The 25,095-nt window shown below is 50.2% G+C and carries 19 protein-coding genes and 1 riboswitch; of the genes, 7 read left to right on the top strand and 12 right to left on the bottom strand.

From position 1 onward, the window contains the following. Positions 1–117: 117 nt before the first annotated feature. The 4 genes from ACLU9Q_RS06450 to ACLU9Q_RS06435 all read left to right on the top strand — a co-directional run bounded on the left by ACLU9Q_RS06450 (position 118) and on the right by ACLU9Q_RS06435 (position 4,477). A complete protein-coding gene (locus tag ACLU9Q_RS06450) occupies positions 118–1,314 on the top strand; it encodes an ROK family transcriptional regulator (RefSeq protein WP_296908189.1) in 1,197 nt (398 codons plus the stop codon). Positions 1,315–1,385: 71 nt separating this feature from the next. Then, positions 1,386–2,660 carry an ABC transporter substrate-binding protein gene (locus tag ACLU9Q_RS06445; RefSeq protein ID WP_296908195.1) on the top strand — a complete coding sequence of 425 codons (1,275 nt, stop codon included), beginning with the start codon at positions 1,386–1,388 and terminating at the stop codon, positions 2,658–2,660. A 132-nt stretch (positions 2,661–2,792) separates the two neighbouring features. Beyond that, positions 2,793–3,659, top strand: coding sequence for a carbohydrate ABC transporter permease (locus tag ACLU9Q_RS06440; RefSeq protein ID WP_296908197.1), 867 nt, complete (start codon positions 2,793–2,795; stop codon positions 3,657–3,659). After that, complete coding sequence (locus ACLU9Q_RS06435; RefSeq protein WP_296908199.1) at positions 3,656–4,477, top strand: carbohydrate ABC transporter permease; 822 nt, start codon at positions 3,656–3,658, stop codon at positions 4,475–4,477. Before ACLU9Q_RS06440 ends, ACLU9Q_RS06435 begins: the two co-directional genes overlap by 4 nt. 66 nt (positions 4,478–4,543) lie before the next feature. Here ACLU9Q_RS06435 and ACLU9Q_RS06430 read toward each other — a convergent pair whose 3' ends face one another. Continuing rightward, positions 4,544–7,087, bottom strand: coding sequence for a hypothetical protein (locus tag ACLU9Q_RS06430; protein ID WP_412624791.1), 2,544 nt, complete (start codon positions 7,085–7,087; stop codon positions 4,544–4,546). 30 nt (positions 7,088–7,117) lie between these two features. Beyond that, positions 7,118–9,205, bottom strand: coding sequence for an efflux RND transporter permease subunit (locus ACLU9Q_RS06425; protein ID WP_296908204.1), 2,088 nt, complete (start codon positions 9,203–9,205; stop codon positions 7,118–7,120). A 181-nt stretch (positions 9,206–9,386) separates the two neighbouring features. Between ACLU9Q_RS06425 and ACLU9Q_RS06420 the strand changes: the two genes are divergently transcribed. Next, positions 9,387–9,962, top strand: a complete 576-nt coding sequence (locus ACLU9Q_RS06420; RefSeq protein ID WP_412624789.1) for a TetR/AcrR family transcriptional regulator C-terminal domain-containing protein — start codon at positions 9,387–9,389, stop codon at positions 9,960–9,962. Between the two features lie 173 nt (positions 9,963–10,135). Here the strand turns inward: ACLU9Q_RS06420 and ACLU9Q_RS06415 are convergent, their stop codons facing one another. The 3 genes from ACLU9Q_RS06415 to ACLU9Q_RS06405 form a co-directional block, all read right to left on the bottom strand. Further along, complete coding sequence (locus tag ACLU9Q_RS06415) at positions 10,136–11,812, bottom strand: ATP-binding cassette domain-containing protein (RefSeq protein ID WP_412624787.1); 1,677 nt, start codon at positions 11,810–11,812, stop codon at positions 10,136–10,138. A 798-nt stretch (positions 11,813–12,610) separates the two neighbouring features. After that, positions 12,611–12,952 carry a nucleotidyltransferase domain-containing protein gene (locus ACLU9Q_RS06410; RefSeq protein ID WP_296834490.1) on the bottom strand — a complete coding sequence of 114 codons (342 nt, stop codon included), beginning with the start codon at positions 12,950–12,952 and terminating at the stop codon, positions 12,611–12,613. A 417-nt stretch (positions 12,953–13,369) separates the two neighbouring features. After that, positions 13,370–14,116 carry a hypothetical protein gene (locus tag ACLU9Q_RS06405; RefSeq protein ID WP_296834492.1) on the bottom strand — a complete coding sequence of 249 codons (747 nt, stop codon included), beginning with the start codon at positions 14,114–14,116 and terminating at the stop codon, positions 13,370–13,372. A gap of 314 nt (positions 14,117–14,430) precedes the next feature. Here ACLU9Q_RS06405 and ACLU9Q_RS06400 point away from each other — a divergent pair, with 314 nt between their 5' ends. Further along, complete coding sequence (locus ACLU9Q_RS06400) at positions 14,431–15,690, top strand: IS110 family transposase (protein WP_296906396.1); 1,260 nt, start codon at positions 14,431–14,433, stop codon at positions 15,688–15,690. A 168-nt stretch (positions 15,691–15,858) separates the two neighbouring features. On the opposite strand, the gene ACLU9Q_RS06395 is transcribed toward ACLU9Q_RS06400, so the two are convergent. The 7 genes from ACLU9Q_RS06395 to ACLU9Q_RS06365 all read right to left on the bottom strand — a co-directional run bounded on the left by ACLU9Q_RS06395 (position 15,859) and on the right by ACLU9Q_RS06365 (position 23,374). Then, on the bottom strand, positions 15,859–16,788 hold the full coding sequence (locus ACLU9Q_RS06395; protein ID WP_296834494.1) for a helix-turn-helix transcriptional regulator: 930 nt from the start codon (positions 16,786–16,788) through the stop codon (positions 15,859–15,861). Positions 16,789–17,045: 257 nt separating this feature from the next. Further along, positions 17,046–17,789 (bottom strand): hypothetical protein, encoded by a 744-nt coding sequence (locus tag ACLU9Q_RS06390; protein WP_296834496.1) that lies wholly within the window; start codon positions 17,787–17,789, stop codon positions 17,046–17,048. Between the two features lie 186 nt (positions 17,790–17,975). Beyond that, entirely contained in the window at positions 17,976–19,076 is a 1,101-nt protein-coding gene (locus ACLU9Q_RS06385) for an ABC transporter ATP-binding protein (protein ID WP_296834524.1), read from the bottom strand. 50 nt (positions 19,077–19,126) lie between these two features. Next, the gene (locus tag ACLU9Q_RS06380; RefSeq protein WP_296834498.1) at positions 19,127–20,155 is read right to left on the bottom strand and encodes a FecCD family ABC transporter permease; all 1,029 of its coding nucleotides are present in this window, start codon (positions 20,153–20,155) and stop codon (positions 19,127–19,129) included. 99 nt (positions 20,156–20,254) lie between these two features. Beyond that, entirely contained in the window at positions 20,255–21,409 is a 1,155-nt protein-coding gene (locus ACLU9Q_RS06375; RefSeq protein WP_412624782.1) for an ABC transporter substrate-binding protein, read from the bottom strand. Beyond that, positions 21,409–22,320, bottom strand: a complete 912-nt coding sequence (locus ACLU9Q_RS06370) for a hypothetical protein (protein WP_412624780.1) — start codon at positions 22,318–22,320, stop codon at positions 21,409–21,411. The genes ACLU9Q_RS06375 and ACLU9Q_RS06370 overlap by 1 nt, the downstream gene beginning before the upstream one ends. 85 nt (positions 22,321–22,405) lie before the next feature. Next, positions 22,406–23,374 carry a sirohydrochlorin cobaltochelatase gene (locus ACLU9Q_RS06365; RefSeq protein ID WP_412624817.1) on the bottom strand — a complete coding sequence of 323 codons (969 nt, stop codon included), beginning with the start codon at positions 23,372–23,374 and terminating at the stop codon, positions 22,406–22,408. A gap of 322 nt (positions 23,375–23,696) precedes the next feature. Then, positions 23,697–23,900, bottom strand: a riboswitch (cobalamin riboswitch). Positions 23,901–24,119: 219 nt separating this feature from the next. Here ACLU9Q_RS06365 and ACLU9Q_RS06360 point away from each other — a divergent pair. Continuing rightward, entirely contained in the window at positions 24,120–25,058 is a 939-nt protein-coding gene (locus tag ACLU9Q_RS06360; RefSeq protein WP_412624778.1) for an AraC family transcriptional regulator, read from the top strand. Positions 25,059–25,095: the final 37 nt, after the last annotated feature.

Genomic DNA, 25,095 nt, shown 5'->3' with positions numbered 1-25,095 from the left:
ATCTTTTTTGTTATGAAAAGTAGTTTTATAAATAATTTTGTCTAAAGTTGTTTACAAAAACAGAAAAGGGTGTTATAATAACCTCACAATCAAAAATGGACAGGGGAGATGCCATTTATGAAAAAGAACACAACCAAAGTTTTAAAGGCGGCCAACAAGTATCTGGTCATGCAGTGCATACAGACGTATGAACCGGTGACCACTGAAGAAATTACTTCCAGAACATCTTTAAGCAGGCCGACCGTATTGGAGATCATCCGGGAGTTTCTGGAAGAAGGCTACATCATGAAAAATGGATTTTCGGAATCCACCGGCGGACGTCCGGCAGAGCTGATCCACATTAATAAGGATTCGGCTTATGCAGTAGGAATCGATCTGGAGTTTCCGAAGGTCCGGATGGCAGTATCTAATATGAAGAAGGAAATCATTGCAAGTCGGGAAGTAAAGTTCCGGATAGACTGCGAAGCGCAGGAGGTTCTGAACAGACTGCTGGCAGAGATTGAGCTTCTGATCGCGGATGCCGGTAAGCCAAAAGAGAAAATGGCTGGGATCGGCCTGGGAATATCCGGGACTATCCGAAAAAATGAAGGAAAATCCCTTCACATCAAAAGAATCCGCGGATGGGATCACATTGACATGAAACAGATCCTGGAGGAACGTTTCCAGATGCCAGTGTATATGAAAAATGACGTTCATCTTCTGGCTCTCATCGAGAAGGAAAAATACCTTTCTTCGGAAACGGCAGATTTCATTTATATCGGAATCCGTTCCGGTATCGGAAGCGCTATTTTCTGTAAAAATCGCCCTCTTGACGGGAATCACGGAAATGCCGGCTACATTGGCCACACTACGCTGGACGTAAACGGACCGGAATGTGTCTGCGGAAACCACGGATGCCTTGATGCCTACGCCGGAGAGCTGGCGCTCAACAAATTCTACCGCAGAAAAACCGGTACGGAAAGCACCGAAGAATACTATACTCTTCACGATTTTATTGAAAAGACGAAGCAGGGAGATACTGACAGTACGGAGATTCTAAAAAGAGCCGCTTCTTATCTGGGAATCGCTATTTCCAATATGCTGAAGACACTGGAAATAGAAACGATCATAATCGGCGGATGCCCTAATCTCGACGGATCTGTTTACTGGGATACCCTGCAGGAGACGGTAAAGAAATATCTGGTACATGATATGGAAATGCACCCGGATATCCGTGTGGGAAAGCTGAAAAAGGAAGATTATCCTCTTGGCGCCTGCTGCTATGTGTTTGAGCATATGTTCGCAAAACCAAAGCTGTCCCTCGCCGTCATTTAATCTGATTTAGTCCGACGAAACCGCGCACTGTCGGATTGAATAAAAATCTAAATTCCAAAGGAGGAACATTCATGAAAAACAAAGTTATTGCTATGTTACTTAGTATGAGCATGGTCGCCGGTCTGTGGACAGGCTGTGTGTCTGCGGAAGACGGATCTGACAGCGCAGAAGCGGTGACACTGGAGATTCTTTCCCTCAAGACGGAGGAAGGCCCTACCGCTGCATTCCAGGAAATGATGGATAACTACACGGCGGCAAATCCCAATGTTACCTTCGAGATCCAGAGCATGAGTTCTGACGATCTTAAAACTACGCTTCGCGCCAGAAGCGCTTCCGGAGATATGCCGGATATCATTACCTGGATGAAGGAAGTGGAGCCCGAATTTCTGGTTGATTTATCGGGCGAGGAATTTCTCTCCAATCTGAATGCGGACACCGTAGCCGGCGCGAACGCCATTTATGAGGATGCCGTATACGCCATGCCGATCGACAACGGCTATATCGGTCTGTACTACAACAAAGACGTGCTGGAGGCCAACGGCCTGGAAGCTCCCACTACGCTTGACGAGCTGATCTCCTGCTGCGAAACACTGCAGGCAAACGGCGTAACACCTTTTGCATCCAGCCTCAGCAACCTGTCCGTACCCTATATGTCGTTGATCGCGCTGTTCGCAGAAACCGTATACGGACCGAATCCCAACTGGAGCGCAGAACGGGATGCCGGCGAACATACTATCGTAGCTGACGAAGGCTGGAAGCAGGCCTTTGATATTCTGAAAGACGTCGTTTATAAATACTGCGATCCGGACACTGCCTACAATCAGTCCTATGATGACTGTGCAGCGCTGATCGCCAACGGTGAAGTAGCTTTTTACGGCAATGGTTCCTGGGCTCTTTCCGGCATCAGAGACGTAAATCCGGATGCCAATATCGGTCTGATGGCCTTCCCCATCTCCGACAATCCGGACGATGCAAAGCTGCTCTGTTTCCCGGACACTTCCATGTCTATCTGCGCAGATTCTGAAAATATTGATGCAGCAAAGGATTTTCTTGCGTACATGGCAAGCGAGGAAGCCGGAACTATCTGGTCTGAAAACGTAAAAGTTTCTTCCGCAGTAAACGGAGTAACGGTGGATTATGACCCAATTGCGGCAGACATCGACTCTTATCTCACGAGCGGGCAGTTTACGCCGTATGGAGACCGGGTGCTCCGCAGCGTATTCACAGACAAGCTCTGGGAAACCTTCTCTTACTACATGCTGGACGAAAGCGATTGGGAGAGCCTTGCAACAGAGCTGGATACCTACTGGGACAAAGCTCTTGAAGAGGAATCCGCAGCAGAATAAACGCAGATTTATCCGAAAAAATGATATGTGATAAGAAATAATGGGAAATGCCTCAGTGATGCATGAATCATTGGGGCATTTTCTGAAATCAAAACGACAGGGAGATCGCAGAATCGGGAAAAGGAGCGAAACATGAGAAAGAAACAAAATACCTTTTATATGGCATTGCTGATGCCTGCTATCATCCTTTTTGTGGTATTCTTTATTGTGCCGGTGGTCCAGAGCATGTGGCTGTCCTTCACAGACTCCTATGGAATGAAGACTACCTACAATTTTGTTGGATGGAAAAATTATCTTGAGGCGTTTACCGACAAAACCTTCACAAAAACCATCGGCGTAACGCTGAAATATGCATTGATTACCGTAGTAATCGGAAACCTTCTGTCATTGCTGCTTGCGCTTCTTCTGGATTCCAGGATCAGGTGCAAAGCCGTACTTAGGACATTTTTCTTTGTGCCTAATATGATGAGCCTTCTGGTGGTAGGCTACATCTGGTGCTTCATCTATCAGCAGGTTCTTCCTGACGTATTTGCCGCCCTGGGGATGAAGAGCATTGCTTTGCTCGGAAATAAAAATACCGTGATCCCTGCTCTTGCGGCAGCCGGCATCTGGAACTGCGCAGGTTACTATATGGTAATTTATATTGCAGCGCTGCAGGGAATATCAGACGATCTGATAGAAGCGGCAAGAATCGACGGGGCAAATACGCGGCAGATCCTGCGCCACATCAAGCTGCCGCTGATCTCTCCTACCATCATCACCTGTCTGATCTTATCCGTGGCAGCCCATATGAAGGTGTTTGAGCTGCCCTATACCATGACCAGCGGCGGACCGGTAGGCTCCTCTGCCACCATGGTTTACAAGATCTATATGACGGCATTTAACGCTAACCGCAACGGCTACGCTTCGGCACAGGCCATGATACTGTTTATCATCATCGGCGGTATCAGTCTGGGGCTGAATCTGCTCATGAGAAAAAGAGAGGAGAGGTTGGGATGAAAAAAAGACATATTGTTTTGCTGACAGTCGCCGTATGGATCCTTGCTCTGATATTTGCGGCGCCGCTGGTTCTGGTTCTCATAAATTCCTTTAAGACAAAGGGCGAGATCATGACTTCAGCTATCGCACTGCCCTCCTCCCTGTATCTGGGAAACTTCGTGCAGATCATAACGGAGAGTAATTTTGTGTCCTCCTTTTTCTGCAGCTTGTTTGTGGTGATCGTAACTACCTCTCTGACAGTGCTGGTAGCGGCGATAACCGGATACGCCCTCGCCAGATGGGACAGCAGATTATGCCGGATCCTGGTGCTGGTCATCATGTCTACCCTGTTTGTGCCTTTCCAGGTGTATATGGTCGCTCTCATTGTGGTAATCCGGGATCTTCATCTGGTCAACAACCTTCTTGGTCTGATTCTGGTGTATCTGGCTTTAGGGATGCCCGTCCCCATTTTCCTTTGCCGCAGCTACTGTGTCGGCATGTCCAGGGAAATCGAGGAATCCGCTATCATCGACGGCGCTTCCAGAGGAAGAATGCTGTTTACCATCGTGCTTCCGCTCATGAAACCTATTCTGGCAACGGTGGCTGTATTAAACGCCCTGTGGGTATGGGGCGAGTTTCTGGTGGCCTTTCTTGTATACGGAAACGGAAAGCCCATGACGCTGCCCCTGTCCCAGCGATATTTCTTCGGAACCTATACCAATCAGTGGAATCTGATCCTTGCAAACTTTCTTATTTCCAGCATTCCTATCATTATCTTCTACATCGTCATGCAGAAGCATATCATAAAAGGAATTGCTGCCGGAGCCGTTAAAGGATAATGATCAGAATAAGCCCCTTCGTCAGGCTTTCGCCTGACAAAGGGGCTTAAATTTATCTTTCTCCCGTTAGAATAAATCCCTCAGCTTCTCCGAAATGCTTTCTTCCGCTTCCTCTGTCTCCGTTTCTTCCACCTCCGGTATGGTAATCGATTCCGTCTTCATGACAAACTGTACCAGACCAATGTTTTCATTTTTCTCCGAGGTGAAGGATACCGGTTCGAAGTCGCCGCCGGCAATCTTATCGACCGCCTTATCGATTTCTTCATCGATGGTTTCGTCGATGTCCTCCGTCTTTTCCACGAACTCGTTTGTGCCGTCCTTCAGCTCTGCGGTGCCGTCTTTCAGCTCCACTACGCCGTCATACAGATCCGAAACGCCGTCCGACAGCTCCACGGTACCGTCATAGAGCTGTGTCGCACCGTCCTGCAGCGTGATGGTTCCGCTGTAGAGGGAGCCTGCGCCCTGACGCAGCGCATCTGCGCCCCCTGCCAGGCTGCCGGCGCCGGACTGAAGCTGCGACGCGCCCTTTGCGGCGCTTCCCGCTCCGGATGCCAGTTCTTTTGAGCCGGAGGCAAGCTGTTTCGCCCCGGAGGTAAGTGATTTCGTTCCGCTGTAGAGCTCCTTTGAGCCATCGGCAAGCGCGCTGTTGCCTTCCGCAAGCGCCTCCGCACCCTCTGCCAGCGATGCAGCGCCTTCCGTCACCTGTCCGAATGCCGTATACAGCGCATCATAGCCTTCCTTAACCGCCTGAACGCCTTCCGTGTATTCCTTAATGCCTGCGTTCAGCGTGGCGTCCGCCGTTACAAGCTGGTCAATTCCCTCTTTCAGCGGCTCCATGTTTGCTGTAATCATGTTCTCCAGCACCACCGGCAGCTTCTGTACCTCCGCATTGAAAAGCTCGTACTGCTCTTCCAGTACTGCCATGCCCTCCGATACGCTGGCGGCTCCTGTGCCTGCGGTATCAATGCCGCCCCGAAGCTGCGTGAATGCCGTATTATTCTGCTCCAGCAGATATGCGGTATTATTCAGCGCCGCAATCGCCGCCTCGATTTCCGCCGCACCCATCCCGGTGGTCGAAGTAATCATGCTCATGATCAGTTTGTTTCCGGACACTGCACCGTAAGCCGTCTGCGCCGTGCCGGCAACTCCGCTCAAAAAGGCTGCCGCCTCTGTATTTTTTGCTTCCAGCTCATCAATGGAACCATAGCTTTCCTGTATCTGCGCCAGTCCGTCGGATACCGCCTGCGCGCCGTCCGCCGCCTGCCCGATTGCCGTCAGAATTGCTGTGGAACTGTCAAGCAGCGTCTGCATCTGCTCTGTTCCGACAGTGATGCCGTCCAGGCTCTTCCGAATCTGCAGAAGCGCCGCCTGAATCTGCGACGAGCCGCCGGTAAGCTCCGGCGATTTTTCTGTCAGCATATTCAGCGCTGCCTGCAGGCTGCCCGCGCCCGTCTGCAGCTGCTTAAGGCTGTCCGCCAGAGTTGCGGAGCCGTCCTTTAACTCCATGCTGCCCTCAGCAGCCTCCTTTGCCCCTTCCGCAAGCTCCTTCGCGCCCTTCTGCGCAGCCTGTGCGCCCGACGCAGCGCTCTGGATACCCTTATTCAAAGACTTTGCACCACTGTTTAATGATTTCAGTCCGCTGTTTAAGGAAGCCGCTCCGGAATACAGCTCATTTGCCCCGGAAACCAGCTCACCGGTACCGGAGGACAGCTCGCCCGCTCCGGATACCAGTTCGCCCGTGCCGCTGTTTAAATCAGAAGCGCCGTCCTTCAGTTCATCTGCACCGTCTTTCAGTTCCTCTACGCCGTCCAGAAGCTCCTGCGCTCCATCGTCCAGTTCGCCCGCTCCATCGTCAAATTCCTCCGCCGCATCCTTGATCTCATCCGTTTTTTCCGTAATCGAGCTTGTGTCCAGAGAATCTACATCAATATCAAAAGACATCGGCACCGCCTGGAAGGAAAGCGCATCCATCTCAAACTCTGTCACGTCGGCGCTTATCGTAAATTCCTTTTCCTGCCCCGCCATGATGTTATATAAAATCTGACGGTCCTTGCCGACGTTTGCCTCTGTGGCGCCGTCCGCCCGGATATTGCTGCATTTCTCCGTATCCAGCGTCACCGTCGCCTGCATCAGATAATTGTCAAAAAACTCGTCGTCCGAAGCCGGATTGTCCTTCACCGACACCGAAATTTTAAGCGCTCCGCTTTTGCCAGGAAGCTCTTCCGCGGTAATTTCTTTGCCGTCCAGCGTATAGGAAATGTCAATCAGCCAGGGCAGCGTTGTATCCGCCATGTCGCCTTGATAAAGAAATTTTCCCTTTGCCGCGTTTACGGTCACTTTGCCGTCCTCCAGAAGAATTTCATCCTCCGTAGAAAGATTCTTTACAGCGGAATAATCTCCATAGTCCACAATCTCCGTGTCCGCTCCGAGTGTGTATTCATTTACCACATAAATTCCGGAGACACTGCCATCCTGGTTTAAGTTGACATACACATTTTCATCTTTATCTTCTATGGCTCCGGCTGCGAACGCCGGAACGACCGCTTCCGCGGACAACGCCACGCAAAGCGCCGCCGCTATCGTTTTCTTATAGTTTCTGTTTCGGTTCATAATGCTTTTCTCCCTTCTGAAATATTTTGTTTAACCAGCCTGCACATCATGTTTTTTCGCATGGGCGCGGGATTTGTGCTCCTTTGCGCCCTTCTTCATAAATAACCCGTCCAGCAGGTATAAGAATCCCGGCAGGACAAAAAGAACAATCACCAGCGAGCAGATCGCCCCGACGCCGAGGAACATACCAAGCTGCGCAAGCAGTCCGTTGGAGGACATTTTGCCGAGCAGAAAGCCCACCACCGTCAGTACGCTGCCCGATGTCAGCACCGATACCATAACCGCAGAAATAGTCTCCACAATCGCATCCTTTTTGGAATGCGTCACCCGGGCTTCCCGGTAGCGGTCGGAAAACAGGATCGCATAATCCACGGTCGCGCCAAGCTGGATGGAACTGATGATCAGGTACGCAATGTAGAATACGATATCACCTGCAAAATACGGTATAGAAAGATTGATCCAGATAGCCGTCTCAATGCACAGCACCAGGATTACCGGCAGTACAATGGATTTCTGCAATATCAGCAGTACCACAAGCACCGCGCCAATGGCAATGGCGTTTACCTTCACCATATCCGCCGTCACCGTATTCATCAGGTCATAAGAGCTGACGCCCTCGCCCGCCAGATAATAGGTGCCCGGATAATATTTTTCCGCAATCTCCCGTATCTGCTCCACCAGCCGGAAGGTTTCCTCGCCCTCGTAGTCGGCGTCCACGGAAAGCACCATCCGGCTGTAATTATCAGACTGCAGCTGCGCCAGTGTGTCCGCATCCAGAAACTCCGTGGGAATTTCCGAGCCCGCCATATCCACATAAGAAATAATTCCTGTTATCTCCGGCAGCGTGTGCAGCTCATCCGACAGCTCCTTCTCCACCGCGGTCTGACCCGTCGGCACCAGCAGTACATAGCTGTCGCTCTGTCCGAAAACCGCCTCAACCTGCGCGATGTCCTTTCCCATCCGGGTCTCTTCATTAAACATATGGCTGGAACCATAGTAATAGCTGTTCGAATTTGATGCCAGGTAGGAAGGCACAACCAGAACCAGGAACACACACACCAGCGGCAGCATCATCTTCTGTACCAGACGTCCAAAGCCGCGGAAGGACGGCATAAAATCCTTATGACGCGTTTTATCCATCAACTTGTGCAGCGATAAAATCAGCGCCGGCATAAAGATAAACACCGTAACCAGACTGAGCGCCACGCCCTTTGCCAGCGCAAGACCAAGGTCCGGCCCCAGCAGGAAACGCATCAGGCAGAGTGCAACAAAGCCGATTACCGTCGTCAGACCGCTGGAAAGAATCGAGCCCGTGGATTTGCACAGAGCATCAACCATCGCTTCTTCGACATCCGGATTTGTTTGCCGGCATTCCTCAAACCGGTGAATCAGAAATACGGAATAATCCAGCGATACCGCAAGCTGCAAAATACTTCCGGCGGCGTTCGTCACAAAGGAAATCTCCCCGAAGATGAGATTCGACCCGTTGTTGATTAAAATAGCGACGCCAAGACCGCCCAGCACAATCAGCGGTTCTACCCAGGAATTTGTTGTCAGAATCAGCACCAGCAGTACAAACAATACCGCGACTACTACGATTCTGGAAATTTCCACCACCGTATCCGTCGTTGCCGTTGCCGTGGAAACCGCGTTTCCGGTCAGCGCACCGTTCTCCCCTACAAGCTCACGCATGGCTTCTACCGCTTCCAGTCGCTTTTCCTCCTCGACGGTAACGGTAAACAACGCCGTATCGTCTTTATAGTATGCTTCCACCGTATCCGTCTCCTGCATCTCCAGCGGCTCGCGCACGTCCACGACATCGTCCAGCCAGGTAACCTCCTGCACGCCGTCAATCTGCTTCAGCTTTTCCTTGTATTCCAGCGCCTGCACGACTGACACATCGCGAATCATCACGCGGGCGTTCGGAATCCCGCCGTCAAATTCCTCCCCCATCACATCCAGCGCCACCGTGGACGGTGAATCCGGAGGAAGATAATCGGTAATATCGTAGTTTACTGACACCAGTCTGCTGAGAAACAGACCGGCGATTGCCGCCGCAATAAACAATACCAAAATCGCTTTGCGGCACTTTACCACTCCGGTATAAAATTTTTTCATCAGACATACCCCTTTTCTCGTTTTCGGGAATAAGCATAACGTAATTTTCCGCCATTTGGAATGGACAGACGGCGCCAAATGTGCATAACCAGACATAATTTGAAATTTGTCTAATAAATTTTTTGTGGATTCTTGAAAATCCATCAGACATCTGTATAATAAATGAGTAGGAGGAAAGTATATGAAGCATTACGAGATCTCACTGAACACAAAAAAAATGCTGGCGGCGTCTCTGAAAAAATTTATGGCAAAGAAGCCGTTTTCCAAAATTACGGTCAGCGAGCTGATCGCCGACTGTGATATCAACCGGAATACCTTCTATTATCATTTTGAGGATATTTATGCGCTGCTGCGCTGGATGCTGGAAACAGAAGCGATCGAAGTGGTAAAGCAGTTTGATTTGATTACAGATTATGAAGAAGCGATTAATTTTGTGATGGATTATGTGGAAGCAAACGATCACATATTAAACTGCGCCTACGATTCCATCGGGCGCGAGGAGATGAAGCGTTTCTTTTATCCGGAATTTACCGGTATCATTTCTTCCCTCATACAGTCCGCGGAAGAGAATTTTCATTTGAAGCTGGAGGATGATTACCGTCAGTTTGTAACAGAGTTTTACACGGAGGCGATTGCCGGAATCCTGATAAACTGGCTGAAGGATGGCTCCTCGCGTAACCGGGAAGCCACCGTCCGTTTTATCTCTGAAACTATGCGGAAATCTCTCAACGGTATCCTGGCGCCTGAGCCGGGCTGATATTTATGTTGCTCCGGCTGCAGCGAGAAGCAAATTCCCCATGCCGGCATCCCTGCCAGCTTGATGCCCCGTATGCCTTCATCACCACCAGCCTGATGCCCCGTATGCCTTCATCACTACCAGCCTGATGCTCCATATGCCTGCATCGTGGCCCCCGACTCCCCGGTCGCTCTTTACAAGTCCACAATTTTCGTGGCGATCCGCTCCCGGAAACGCACATCATGCTCCACGATCAGCATGGTCGGCGCAAATTTCAGAATCAGCTCCTCTATCTGCATTCTTGTGAAAACATCGATATAATTCAGCGGCTCATCCCAGATATAGAGATGCGCCTGCTGAAGCAGGCTTGCCGCAAGCAGTACCTTCTTTTTCTGCCCCTCTGAGAAATCCTCCATATTTTTCGCAAACTGCGCACGCTCCATATCAAGCTGCCGCAATACCGCCTTAAACAGGCTTTCCTCCAGACGCTGCTGTGCGCAGAAGCTGCCGATATCCCCGTGCAGAAAAGACGTATCCTGGCTGACGTAAGAAATGCGCAGTCCGGAGGGGATCTCCAGCAGCCCGTTCTCCCGTATGCCTGCGCAATCCGTTTTCCCGCGCCATTCATCCGCGCGGTCCGTTTTCCCGTGCCATGCATTCGTGCGATCCATCTCCCCACGCCACATATTCTCACCATCTGTTTCCGCGCGGTTCCGTTCTTTCCTTTCATATCCGGCGACCACATTGCCGTTCTTCTGCTCCTGCTGTGCCAGAATTGCCTTCAAAAGGCTTGATTTTCCGCAGCCATTGCTCCCGTTCAGGAAGACCCGCTCGCCCCGTCGCAGCTCAAAGCAGAGCTTGTCGAAAACTATGTGGCAGCTTCCATCACCATTTTCGTAAGCAAGCGTGTAGTCGCGCGCCCGCACGAGCACCTCCCGGCGGAAGGAGAGCGGCATCAGCTTCAGCTCTGCCGGATTTTCCACATCCTGCAGAAGTCCCTCTTTCTGCACGATCTCACTGTCGATCCGCGTCTGCAGATTTTTTACCCGGCGCTGCATTTTTTTCGTTTTTGCCCCGATATACGGGCGCGTGCCGTTGCCGCGGTCGTGCTCCCGGGCCGGGTCGAATCCAATTTTGCTCCTCTCATTCGCCTCCGCCCACCTCTGCGCGCGCTCCGCCGCTCTGCCAAGCGCCTTTATTTCCTTCTGATGCTTCTCATTTTCCGCCCTGCAAAAAGCGTCCCTGCGCTCCCTGTTTTCCCACCAGGTGGAAAAGTTTCCGCTCTGTACCTCAATGGTTCTGCGGTTGAGCGCCAGCACATGATCCACACACGCATCCAGCAGATCGCGGTCATGGGACACCAGAATAAAACCCTTTTTGCTGCGCAGATACGCTTTCACAAGCTCCCGCGCCTTTGCATCCAGATGATTAGTCGGCTCGTCAATCAGCAGAAAATAATTTTCACGCGAAAAGAGGATTGCCAGCATCACCTTTGTGCGCTCCCCGTAGCTTAACGTATAAAACGGCCGGTAAAGCACCTCCGCCGGCGCCTGCAGTCTGTCAAGCTCGCAGATTACCCGCCACAGCTCGCAGTCCGGCCGGATCTCTTCCAGAATTTCACCCCAGCACGCTCTCTGCCGCCGTTCGTCCACCTGGTACGGAAAATAATCGAAGGCGGTGGAAGCGCTGATTGTCCCCCGGTATTCCATTTCTCCCTGCAGCAGCTTCAGAAAAGTGGTTTTTCCTTTTCCGTTGCGCCCGACAAAGCCCAGCTTCCAGTCTGTGTCAATGGAAAAAGATACGTTTTCAAAAATATTGTCAAAGCTTCCTTCATAACAGAAGGTAAGATCTGATACGCTTATCTGTGACATAAAAATCCCTCCCTGGCATAATAGCTGATGCCAGAGGAGGGATGCTCACCGGTATTTTCTTTCTCTGTTTTCATCTGAACAACGCCCCAGCGTGCACTGGAAAGTATGCCAGCGCGGTTTGTCTGTCTGGCAGAAACCCGCCGCACGCATTGTCAGTCGGCAAAGGCTTACCGGCGTGTATATGTTTAACCGCCGGGCGTCTATCCCGCGCTGCGGCGCAGGCGGACGCCTTATCCACGCATGAAAAAAGAGAAGAAATGAACATAACCCCACTTCCGGCAACACCTACAGGACCTGCCACCGGCAGCTCCCTTCGGATGCATGGCAACTAAAAAACGTCCACTGGATGTTTTTGTCGTATGCATGGCAACAAAAAAACATCTGTCTGCAGCAACCTGCAGAACACCCGGACATCTTTTCTGTTACAAAAAGTCTGTTATTTCTTCATTTCTTCTCCTTTCCGATAACCGTTTGTTTCTGCCATTATAATTTCATTTCCGGCAGATGTCAACACCCAACTTCCATTCCCAGACGTGTCCCACCCAACTTCCATTCCCAGACGTGTCATACTGGGTAGTACTGGGTCATTCTTTAAATACACATCCTCCCGCTCCGCAACGCGACTTCCGTAATATGTCTGAATCGCTTCCTTATCCAAACCATTTCCTTCAAAACAAAAAGCAAGATATGAAATTCATTCTTTCATATCCCGCCAAATAAATGCTTAAAAATTCTTCCGCTTTTCCATACTGCTCTTTTGCACTTTCAAGACGGTAATTCATCAATTCTTTTCTATTATCAGGCAACGACTACCACCCCTTCTTGTGCAATATTACGATAATACGGTAAGTCTTCCCTGTACCGCTCAAATTCTTCATATGGAATTACCGTAGGAGAGAGCACCGTATCGTATTCCAGTTCCAGCTCGCTGGACGCATCCCATACCTGCTTTAACTGTTCCTGTAATACCGTCCGCTCACCATGCACGATTGCAACAATATCCACATCCGACTCACTATCGTAGTCTCCCCTTGCATAAGATCCATATAAAATCACCTGGACAAGATTTCTGCCATAAACGGAATGGTATATCTGTGCCAGTTGCTGTATGATGTGCTCCAGTTCATTCTTCGTACACATAGACACCCCTCCTATCGCTTCTGCTACTGTTTTTATTATAACCAATACTCTGACATATCGCAACAGAATTTAAGGGATGCATTCCAAAATCTGAGCTTCTGACGGAACCATAAGCACAGATTTCCAGGCTGCTCCGGTAACATTCCATGCAGGTATCAAATGCCGGCGCAATGCCAAGTGCCCGCCTGACTGCCTATACAACTGTTACGCCTGACCAGGAATTTGAAATTAATTAGTCTTTGACCCTCGCGGCATTCGCCAAATGCTTGTGCAAGCACGGCACTTGGCTCATTGCTCGCGGGAATAAAATTCTGCGTCATAAATAGTTTTACCAACAGGCTATTCACCGCTGACAGGAAATCCTCTGCGTGTAAATTCCCGAGCAAAGGATTTCTCTGTCCCCAGGGCGACCCCATATTATTCCAGATTCTCTGTCGCAAACAGATGAATGGCATTCTCCATATCTTCCGCGTCGTAGTCCGCCGCGATTGCCCCTACATTCCAGTATGCATACGCGCCTTCATACCAGCTTGCCAAATCGCTTAAATCCTCCGAGTAACGGAATTCCAGATGCCAGGTTTCGTCCATCGTGTCCGGCGCGAAGGCGAAATAGGTGAACTGTCCGGCGTCCGCATCCTCGCTCTGATAGAGATAAAATCCGTTTTCATCTGTTTCCAGATAATCGTATGTATGGCTGAAAACCTCGTTTCCTTCTTCGTCAACGCCGCTGATGGTATCCCCGTCTACTGTAAATTCGCTGACGCCGCCAAGGAAGTAGCAGTCAAACGCCATGCTGTCCGGGTCCTCTGCATAAGCGTCGATGGCTTCCTGCCCGTAAATTTCCGCCATACACATGCCAAGCAGCATATCTGTGGTCTCCTCCGCCTTGTCCTCCCCGACAATCGCTCCGGTTTCTTCCAGCCAGATATCGCGGTATTCTTCTTTTGCCATTTCCGGGAACAGCTCGATATAGCTGCCCTGTATCTTACTGAGGAAGTCTGCATCCTGTACCTCCTCCGCCGACTGTTCGCCTTCCGTTTCCCCGGCGCTCTCCGCCTCCACGACAGCTTCTGTCTCCGTCTCTTCTGCGCCTGCCGTAAATCCCGCCGTCGCGGTAAGCATCATTGCGCTGCAAAGTAAATACGCCAGATTTTTCTTTTTCATATATATAATCCGCCTTTCTGCGAAAGGCACCAATGCGTCATGAAACAAATTGGCTACCTTTCACTTTTCTAACCCATCTTCCTTCTGATATATTTACTTTATAAGACTGGCACACTACAGAACACGTGGAGGTGAGTGGCGGGGCTGTATAGCGGCGACCTCGCATTTTTATTTGTTGTCGGTCATCCGTTAAGGCATCAATGAATGGCGCATAACAGTAGCCCGTAAACTTATCTCTTCCAAAGTCGACTCGATTTTGCCGGATGACCAGTCACTGTCAGTTTTATGACTATAAATCTCAGGAGGTTATTTGATTGTCGTTTAAAATTCTTAAAAATAATTGCTGTGGACTTGATGTCCACAAAACATGGATCTTTGCCTGCATCGGTATTACTGATTCCAACAAACGTACTGAATATAAGCAGGCTCGGTTTTCTTCCTTCACGAAAGGATTACAGGAGTTGTGTGACTGGCTTGTCAAGTATAACTGTAATGATGTTTGCATGGAATCTACCGGTAAGTATTGGATCCCTGTTTTTAATATCCTGGAGAAGAATAACATCTGGGTTACTCTTTCTCATCCCAAATATACCAAGCCTCAAAAAGGCAATAAGACAGATCGTAAGGATGCCAAATGGATTTGTGATCTATACATGTGCGGTATGGTAAACGCTTCTTTTATCCCGCCTGCTGACATCCGTGAATTAAGAGATTTGGTAAGATACCGTTTCAAGCTCACCTGCATGATCACCAGTGAGAAGAATCGTGCTCATAACTGCCTTACTGTATCGAACTTAAAATTAGATGATGTCTTCTCTGATATATTTGGTAAATCTTCCCGTTCCATCACGGAACAGATTTTACAACACCCAGGAGAAACTTTTGATGTAACACCGTTCGTAGACGGCAGATGTAAGACTCCTATCGAAGAAATACAGGCTGCTGTCGATGGTGCTATCTCTGCGGAACAAGCCGTAAAACTCAGACAATGCTTAAATCACATCGATGAATTAGAAGTACACAAAGCAGAAATAGAACGGGAAATCTTTCGTCTCAGTGATAAATACGAAGAAATCCTTGCTCTTATTCGAACCGTACCAGGATTCGATAAGAACCCATTGACTGCGATTCAGGTGCTCTCTGAAATCGGAGGTGATATGTCTGTCTTCCCCACAGCTAAAAACCTCGTTTCATGGGCTGGATGTTGTCCCCGCAATGACCAAAGCAATCGTAAAATCAAATCCACCAGGATTTCCCGTGCTGGTTCTTATTTTAAACCAGTTTTGGTGCAAGTTGCAAATGCTTTGATCAAATCGAAAAAACATCCTGAATTTACTACCCGTTATCGACGTATAAAAGCACGACGTGGTCATAAGAAAGCTATCATTGCCATCTGTCGTATGATCCTGACCGCTATCTGGCACATACTGACAGATTTAAAGTCATATACACCAGAGGGTTTCCTCGAATCACGTCCTGTGAACGAATCAAAGATACTGACTACTTCACAGGCACTTAATCTGCTTAAACAACGTGGCTACATCATCAAAGATGAGGCTATTCCTGTTTCTTGATTAGTGTTGTGTCTATATTTAATTTTTCAGCCACCGAAAGATGGCTTGTTTGCTGTATCTTTTTATCTTGTCTATCCACTACTTTTTTGTTTCAAACTTATGTCCTCCTTTTTTGGTTAGTTAATACTAACTTTTGAAGAATATTATACGCAGACGTCTTTCCTTTTTCTACTCCATTTTCACAGAACTATCCCGTTTTCTATTTAAATTATACTGCTTCCGGTATGCGGTGGGCGTCATTTTATACCGCTTCCGGAATCCTTCTGAAAATTTGCTGGCATTGGTAAAGCCTGCGTTTAAAGCAACCTCCATCACCGGATTACTGGTATTTATCAGCTCTACTGCCGCCCGCTCCAGACGGTATTCCTTCAGATACCGGTAAATCGGCATCCCGTAAATCTCCCGGAACAGCTTCTGAAGCTGCGCGGACGTCATCCCGTGCTCTCTGGCGAGCTGTTCCGTGGAAGAGTAACCCTCGCTGTCTGTGATCATGTGGTCCCGGATATGCTTCACCAGTTCCACCTGTCCTCCCGGAAGATAACCGTTTTCCCGCTGCGGCTGCACAGACCGGCACAACAGCAGGAAAAGCTCCGCCGTTTTCAGCCGGATATAGGCGGTCTCTTCGTACGCAATGCTGTCATAAAGCTCCCGGAACACGTGCTCGCAGCGAGTTCCCGCCTCTCCCGCCCAATACCAGTGCGCTTCCAGCAGCCTCTCTCTTAATATCTGCAGATGGATGTCGAAAACCTCCAGATGCTCCTTCAGCCATTCCTCTGCGATATCGCAATCCAGAAGTATGCTGATACCCTCGTAGAAATCCATCGGAAACCGGGAGTATGAGTTTATTCCGTTCTCTCCGTCAAACAGACTGATTGCCATATCGCCCGGCTTTAATATAGCGATGTCCCGTTTTGTAAACTCGCACTCAAACCTGCCGCTTACGCAGAAATTGATTTCCAGCCGGTTGCTTTTTCTGCGCTCCTCTATAAAACCAGGCGCACGCACGGAGACCTTCATCACCTGCACCCCCGGAAATGGCTCATACACCGCCATCTTTATTTTATCGTCCTGCCAGCTCACGCTTCTTGTCTGTGTCACAATCCCGCCCCGTTTCTGTCTCTGCCCGGAACAGCCCGGACATTCTGAGCTGTTCTTCCCTGTTGCATCGTCAATTAGTTATACCTAACTCTTTTTATAATACAAAAGGGACGTGCGGAAGTCAATCGCTTATTTTTCCTGGTACCACTCAGGCATGCAGAAAAAAATGGGAAGGCTGTAAAAAGAATCAAACTCCCATATAAGAATTCCCCTGCTCAGTGCTCTTCACACTTGAGCGGGGGAATTCTTATATGCCTTCAAAATTGAATATTTTCACAGATCACTTTATCAAAAAGCGTCAGAGTCGAAAGATAGTTTCCGTTCACGTCCTGTACATCCTCGTTCGCTCCGACAAATGTATCGTACAGTCCCGCCAAAACCTGCGCGCGCTCTTCCGAAGAAAGTCCGTTAAGATATTTTGCGATTCCTGTATATATGGAATTGGCCAGATCATACTTTTCTCCGGTTATAGTATCATACCAGTGGCCATTCTTGTGTGCCTGAGTGTCCATATCCTCCTCAAAAGCGGGATCCTTCATCTCTACTATCATATCAGCTAGTTCCGTTCGGTCCATTCCAACCGCAAGCGCCGTATTCATGAATACACCTATATCATCTGCTTCGAGAATTGCATCCTCAATCGCCTGCCACATTCTTGCGCTCTCATAAGGATCCTCTCCCGTATAGGTGCCGTCTTGTTCATAGTTTGCCGCATCCTCCATACTGTAAGGCGTAAGCTGAAAATCTGTCTCCGCAATCTGATAGAGATCCAGAAACCCTTCTTTTACCGATGTTTTCACAGACTCCACAAGAGCCTCCTGCTGGGCATCTGTAATCCCATATGCGCCGACCTCCGCAGCTTCTGCCGCCGCACTCTCTGTCTCTGCCGGCGTTTCTTCACCTGCGGCTTCCGCAGGCGCTTCCTCTGCAGCCAGGCATCCAAACGGCGCCGCAAATGTCAGTCCCGCGCACAATACAAGTGTCATTAATTTCTTTTTCACAGTACGTTCCTCCCTCTTTGATCTCGGAAATATCCTGTATTTTTTCATTTCCAAAATCATTATACCCCCCCCCCGAAATATCCGGGTCAACTGTTTTTTGAAATTGCCCATATTTTCAGGCATTGCAGCGATTTTATTTTTCCTCAACTGTCAAAAACAGAATTATAATTCCGCTTCCAGCGGGTATCAACACCCGATTTCCATTCCCAGCCGCTTTGCTTCCTCCAGAAGCTCCCTGTTTTTCTGGTTCAGGGTTCCGAATTCCTGCAGGCAGCAGAGCACCTGACGGCATTTCTTCATGACGGCAAGAGCCCTCTGGTATGTTTCCCCGCTGACCGGTTCGAAGGCTTTTTCACAGACTACCTCTGCCGCCAGCGCTTTCGCCACCTCATAGTCGACATCATTTTCATGAAGAATACCGGCAGCAAACGGCACGCCGTCGCGCGCCAGTCTGCGGTACTGTGCAATACCGCTCCCGTTCCCGCCGATCACAAAGATTTCCGGTCTGCCGTGCGGCGGCTCCATTTCCAGGCAGCCGAAATCCGCGTTATAGCTGCCGCTTGTCAACCCATACAGCTTATGGATATAGCTGTCCGTAAAAATTTCCTCCGGCGTCCCGTATTTATCAATCTTATCCCCATGCACGCAGATGACGGTATCGGATATTTTCTGCGCAAGGTCCAGCTCGTGCAGCGACATGATGACCGCGATCTGCTTCTCACGCACAAGCTTTTTTAAAATAGTCAGCAGCTCCAGCTTATGCCGGATATCCAGAAACGAAGTCGGTTCATCCAGAATGATAATTTCCGGCTCCTGGCAGATTGCCTTGGCAAGCAGAATACGCTGGCGCTGACCGTCACTGATCTGCGTAAAATCGCAGTCTTTTAACTCTTGCGCGTGTACCAGCTCCATAGATTCCTGCACGATTTTCCGGTCATTGTCCGACAGGATCCCCAGCCGTCCCGTGTACGGATAGCGCCCCGCCGCCACCACGTCCTCGCAGGTCATCAGCTCCGGCCGGATGCGGTCCGTCATCACCACCGACAGCTTGCGCGAAAGCTCTTTGTCCGACATCGCTTTCATATTTTTCTGCTCCAGATAAACCGTGCCGCCAATCAGGGAAAGCTGTTTCGTAATGCTCTTTAAAATGGTTGATTTTCCGGCGCCGTTTGGACCAATGAGGGTAAGAATCTCCCCGCGGCGCACCCTGATTTCAATATCGCGGATCAGAGGTCTGCCGTTGTAGCCGACCGTCATGTGGTCTGTATAAATATAGAAATTGTCCATAAAAAACTCCCCTCTGTTGTCTCTTGCGTCTGCAAGCAGCCGCATAGACATCAGTCCATTTTCGCACGGCTTGATTTTTGCGCGAACATCGCATAGATGACGACTGGCGCGCCGAAGATCGCTGTCACGGAGCTGATGGACAGCTCGGTGGGGGCAAATACCGTCCGGGCGATCATGTCGCAGAAAAGGCAAAAGACTGCGCCGCCCAGAAAGCACGCCGGGATCACCAGGATCGGCTTCGCCGTTTTCAGCAGGCTCTTGATGAGATGCGGGACGGCGATCCCCACAAAGGAGATCGGACCTGCAAAGGCGGTAACGCACGCCGACAGAATGCTGGACAGCAAAATCAACTGCACGCGGAATAGCTTGATGTTGACGCCCATATTGCGCGCGTAGACTTCGCCGAGCTGGTATGCCCCGATCGGCTTCGACATCAGAAACGTGATGGCAAGCGACACAAAAACCACTGCCGACATCACGGAGATATTGTCCCATGACATGCCGGAGAAACTGCCCATCGACCAGTTATGCAGATTGACAATGTTGGAATCGTCCGCAAACGTCACCACGAAATCCGTGACTGCGGAGCAGATATAGCCGATCATTACGCCGCCGATCACCAGCATGGACATGCTGTGTATCTTGCGAGAGATCAGCAGGATAAAGCCCATGGAAATCATGGAACCGGCAAAGGCGGCGAGGATCATCACCTGCGAACTCGCCACAAGCCCCCTGCCAAGCAGATAGATCATAACCAGCGCGACCACCAGCTTCGCGCCGGAGGAAATGCCGAGCACGAACGGTCCCGCAATCGGATTATTGAAAAAGGTCTGCAGAAGAAAACCGGACACGGAGAGTGCACCGCCCAGAATAACCGCCGCCAGAATGCGCGGCAGCCGGATTTCCCAGATGATATTATAGGCGGTATCCTCCCCGGTCCGGTGCACGATAATATCCCAGACCTCTTTTGCCGACAGCTGAATGCTGCCGGAATTGATGTTCCAGAAAAACAGCACGGCAAGCAGAACAAATAGTAAAATAAAAGAAATCTGATACCGGATATAAGATTTATGCTTCATGCTTTCCGCGCTCCTTACCGCTGTTAAATCAAATCCTGTCTGTCCCGGCCGGACAGACGTTGTTCTCCCGCAGCAGAACATTCCATCTGAACTGCTGCATTATTTCAGCCTGTGCATATACGTAAATTCATCCGCTCCCGTTTCGCTCGTGAGCATCGTGTGAATGTCGGCGATCATGGTGCCAAGCCCCATCGTCTCCTGGAAAAGATTCTTTCCGGTGCAGTAAACATTCCCGTTCTGTACCGCCTTAAAATCCTTCAGCAGATTGCTTTTCGCAAACAATTCGTCCAGCGTGTAAAGCTCGCCGTCAATCGTGCTGTTGTAGATCAGATAATCGGCGTCCTTCGCCTTCGCGTAAAATTCCTCCATCTGCATGTTCATGGTGGAAAGCGCGTTTTCCGAATCGCCCAGATCGTCAAAAATATATTTTCCGCCCGCCAGTTCGATCATCTTTGCCACGTAATCGCTGCTCTTTCTTACGTTCACATAACCGTTGGAGCTGATATAAAAAAACGCTACCGTTTTCCCGGTATTTTCTTCTGACGACACCGCTTCCAGCTTCTCTGCCTGCTCTGCAAACAGTTCCTCCGCCTGCTCCCCTTTGCCGAGAAGAACGGAGTAAAGCTTCAGCCACTCGGTCCTTCCGAGCGGATGCGTCTCATAGCTGGAACGCTCCACCAGCACCGGGATCCCAAAGCTCTCCAGCTTTTCCTTCACCTCCGGCGAGTGGTAGATCATGGTCGATTCTATCGCCAGGTCGCAGCCCTTCGAGAGGATCAGCTCATAATCGGGCGCGCTGTATTTTCCGGCATAAAGAATATTGCCGTTTTCCATTTCCTCGCGTGCTTTCTCTACGTACCATCCGGAAGCGTCCGTTCCCGACAGGCCGATCGCGTCGGTGCCGTCCAGAGCACAGAAAAGATCCATTGCCGATGTGGCGACAAGATAGATGTTCTGCAAAGGCTTCCGGATCACCGCGATGTCTGCATCCAGATTTTCCGGCACCGGCAGGCCATCCGGCACAACAAGAAAACGGCCGCCCTCTTTGATCGTGATCAAAGCATAGCCGCCCTCATAATAATCTACCGAAAACTGCTCAGCATAGAGAAGCTCCATGCTGCGCTCCGCCTCCATACTGCCAAAATCCGGCACCGTATCTGCCGCCCCGACTGTCGGCGGCGCTAAGACAGCGCCGCCGGACAGCAGAAGCATGGATATCAAAAATGTCCGAAAAAAACAGATAATCTTTTTCATTATTCCGCCTTTTCAATTGTTGCTGAATCAAAACACAGGGTGTATTCAATCTCATGCGGGGTGCTCATCGCGATCGTATCCGCAACCACCGGCATCTTCCAGTCGAAGCCCGTCACCGGGATCTCAAAGGTCGAGTGCTCCTCCATCGTAACCGGCTCAAGCTTTTCATCATTTACGATCATATAATCGTAGGAATTGCTGCTCCAGATGATCGTAGCTGTTGCCGCGCCGTCCGCAACGGTAAGCGCCGCCGGGGATTCCACCGTAGCTCTGCCGGAACCGCCCTCCAGAGAAACCTCGATCTGATAGCTGCCGTCCTCCAGACCTAAATCTGCAAGCGCCGTGATCGTTCCTTCCGCAAAAGCATCCTGCGGCAGGGAGTCCGCACGGAATACCAGCGTGCGATCGTACCATTTTTCTTTCTTCTTGCTGAACGCCGCACAGTCCACGCCCATATCGAGCGCTTCCACCGGCACCTCAAAGGTGTGCGCACCCTCTTCATTTTCCACAAACGGTATGTAATCTTCCTCCGTCGCAGCGACAGCCTCCTCGCCGGTTCCCATGTAGAGATACAGATAGCCAGTTCCGCCCATCGTCATGACAGCGGTCATTTTCCCGTCCGCCACCGTCAGCTCGCATTCCTCAATACTGAACATGGACGAGCTGGAGTCCACCTTAATGCTGTAAACGCCATCTTTGATGCTATCCGCATAGACCGGCACCATGTCGTCGGTCACAATGTCCTCAACCGGAGCCATTTCCTCCTTCGACGCCACCTGGCTCTCCGTGCTGCCCTCCGCTGCTTCTGTCACAGCTTCCGTCACAGCCTCTGTTTCCTCGGCACATCCCAGTGTGCTCATCATACCGGCTGCGAGAACCGCAGCCAGCACCGTTGCCTTAAATTTTTTCATGATGATATCCCTTCTGTTCCTTACTTTGAAAGCCCGTACATCGCCCCGTCACGCTCCCGAACGGAAGCACAGCTTTCATAATCTCTTACTCAGCAAGGCTGTCGATTGCTGCCTGCGCATGTGCAACCAGCAGCTCCTGGATCGCCGGCATCTCGCCGAGACCCTTCAGATTGCAGGTTACTTCGTACCCGGCATCCTCAAATGTCTTTTTCCATGCGCCGTCCTCGTCGCCTGCCATATCGTTGTTTGCGTGGTCGCCCGCAACGATCATCAGCGGCTGAAGAACTACCTTCTTATACTCGCCTGCCTGTACTGCTGCAAGCACATCGTCCAGCGACGGGCTTGCTTCTACCGTACCTACAAAGTAGTTTGCGAAACCTGCTTCTGTCAGCTTTTCCTGCATGGTTGCATAGATCTGGTTGGACTCTGCCTCAGTGCCGTGTCCCATGAATACGATCGCGGTCTCGCCGTCGTCCTGCGCCTTGGTATCTTCTGTGATCGCGTTGATAACAACCTGATAGTCCTCATCGGAGGTAAGAAGCGGTTCACCGACTGCTACCTGCTCAAACTCCTCTGCATACTGCGCAAGCTCGTCGATAACATCGTTGTACTCCAGACCGTTCATCAGATGCGTCGGCTGTACAACCAGCGTCTTTACGCCGTTGTCGATCGCTCTGTTCAGCGCCTCGCCGAAGTTGTCGATCACTTCGCCGTCACGGTTCTTCACATGGTCGATGATGATCTGTGCCGTAAAGCCTCTTCTCACAGAATATTCCGGGAACGCTTCTTCCATAGCGTTCTCGATCGCGCCGATGGTTGCCACACGGTTATCGTTGAAGCTTGTGCCAAAGCTTACGACCAGCAGCTCCTTTTCGCCGATCTCATCCTGGTTTCTCGGATTATCCTTGGAAGCGTCGCCGGTCTCGTAGTTTTCCTCGTCTTCTCCCTCAGCCTCTTCTGCAGCAGCCTCCGTCGCATCCTCCGCTGCTTCTGAAACAGCTTCCGTCACCGCTTCCGTTGCATCCTCTGCCTGTACGCCTACAGCGCCCATCATCAAAGTTGCCGCACCAACACCTGCTGCCAACAGCTTCCATACTTTGTTTTTCATGTTCTTATCCTCCTTGATTTTTTAGACGAAACATCCTGTTCCGTCTCTGATGTATGTAAATTTTTGCATCAGCAATGTAACCCGGCACGGAAGAAGGAGCATACACAACCGCAAAAATGTGCTTTCCACGCTTTCTTATCTGGCAGAAATCTGCGGAAATTTTCCACAAAATAAAAAATCTTTTACATGGAAAAGTAAAAGATTCGTGCGGCTGCAGAACATGCAAAACGGTACAATCAATTACTCGTGATCCGGACCGGTTTTCCCAGGTCCCGTACCAGCAGCAGGCAGGTTTCCTGGCTTGCAGATCCTCATGCAAAAACTGTCTTCCCGGTTGCCCAGTGACTGCGCCAAACGCGCTTTGTTTTGCACTCCCTGCTCACAGTGACGAGATCGTACAGGATTTTCACCTGTTTCCCTTTTAACAGATCGCGGCTTTGCCGTTTTCTGCACCTGTTGCTCTTATGAAGTTACAAACATCATAGCACTCTTTTTTCAAAAGTACAAGTATTTTATGAATATTGATCTGATAGCTTTCACACTTTTTATCCTGTTATTACTCTTGCCAGCATCCCCAATATATGATACAGTCTCTTCAACCGCTCCACCCCTAAAATCCGCCGGAGTCAGCATTTCCCGCAATATCGGACGGATTATTTTGCCTGATTACAAGTGCAGGAAGGAGGTATCTATGAAGCATTCTGACATCACGCCCTTAAAAGAAAACCGTCTGCACGGCACCGCCGCTTTTCCCTGTGCCTGTTACCAGGCGGACAGCGCCGCGCCGCCTGCCGGTATGCCGTTTCTGGTAAAGCATCACTGGCATGAGGAGCTGGAGATTATTTATTTTGAGCAGGGCTGTTTTCATCTGGAAATCAATATGGAAAAATATGAAATCGAAGAGGAGTGCTTCTGTCTGATAAAGAGCGGAGACCTCCACTACATTTATTCAGAAAAGGATTACCGGGAGATGGCGTTCGTCTTTTCTCTGTCCATGCTGCGCACTTTTGCCGCCGACCCGGTGCAGGAAAAGCTTGTGCAGCCGCTGTCGGAGGGCACACTGTCGCTTCCGGGACCGATTTTCCGCCAAAATCCCTGCTTCGCCGTTCTGAAGCGCGAATTTCTGCAGATTGCAGATGCCGCCGGGCTTCCCTCCGATGCTTCCAGCCGCCGCAGCCAATATCGTGTAAGCAGTCTCCCGCAATATATGCGCGCCAAAGCGTCGCTTTTAAATATTTTTGCAGCCTTTTCCGAGCAGAAGCTTCTTGCCGCCTCCCAGATGACAGCAGACAGACGGGTGGACACCGTCAAAAAAACGCTCTCTTACATGCAGGCGCACATGACTGAAAAAGTCACCATGCAGGAGCTTGCCGCCCAGGCAAATATGAACGAGCAGTATTTCTGCCGCTTCTTCAAAAAAATCATCGGCAGACCGCCAATTACCTATTTAAATGAGATGCGTATCCGGTACGCCTGCCGCCTTCTAAAAGAAACCGACCATTCTGTAACAGAAATCGCACTGGAAAGCGGCTTCAATAATCTGGGCAATTTTATGCGTACCTTCCGGCTGGTGTGCGGGTGCACGCCTCTGCAATACCGGAAGGGGAGCGAGAAAGTCAATATTTCGTAATTTTTAGTCATATTTGCAGAAGATTTTTGTCCACAGC

The organism is Marvinbryantia sp. (genome assembly GCF_047017445.1).
Taxonomy (GTDB): domain Bacteria; phylum Bacillota; class Clostridia; order Lachnospirales; family Lachnospiraceae; genus Marvinbryantia.
This window is presented reverse-complemented; position numbering and strand designations above follow the sequence as displayed.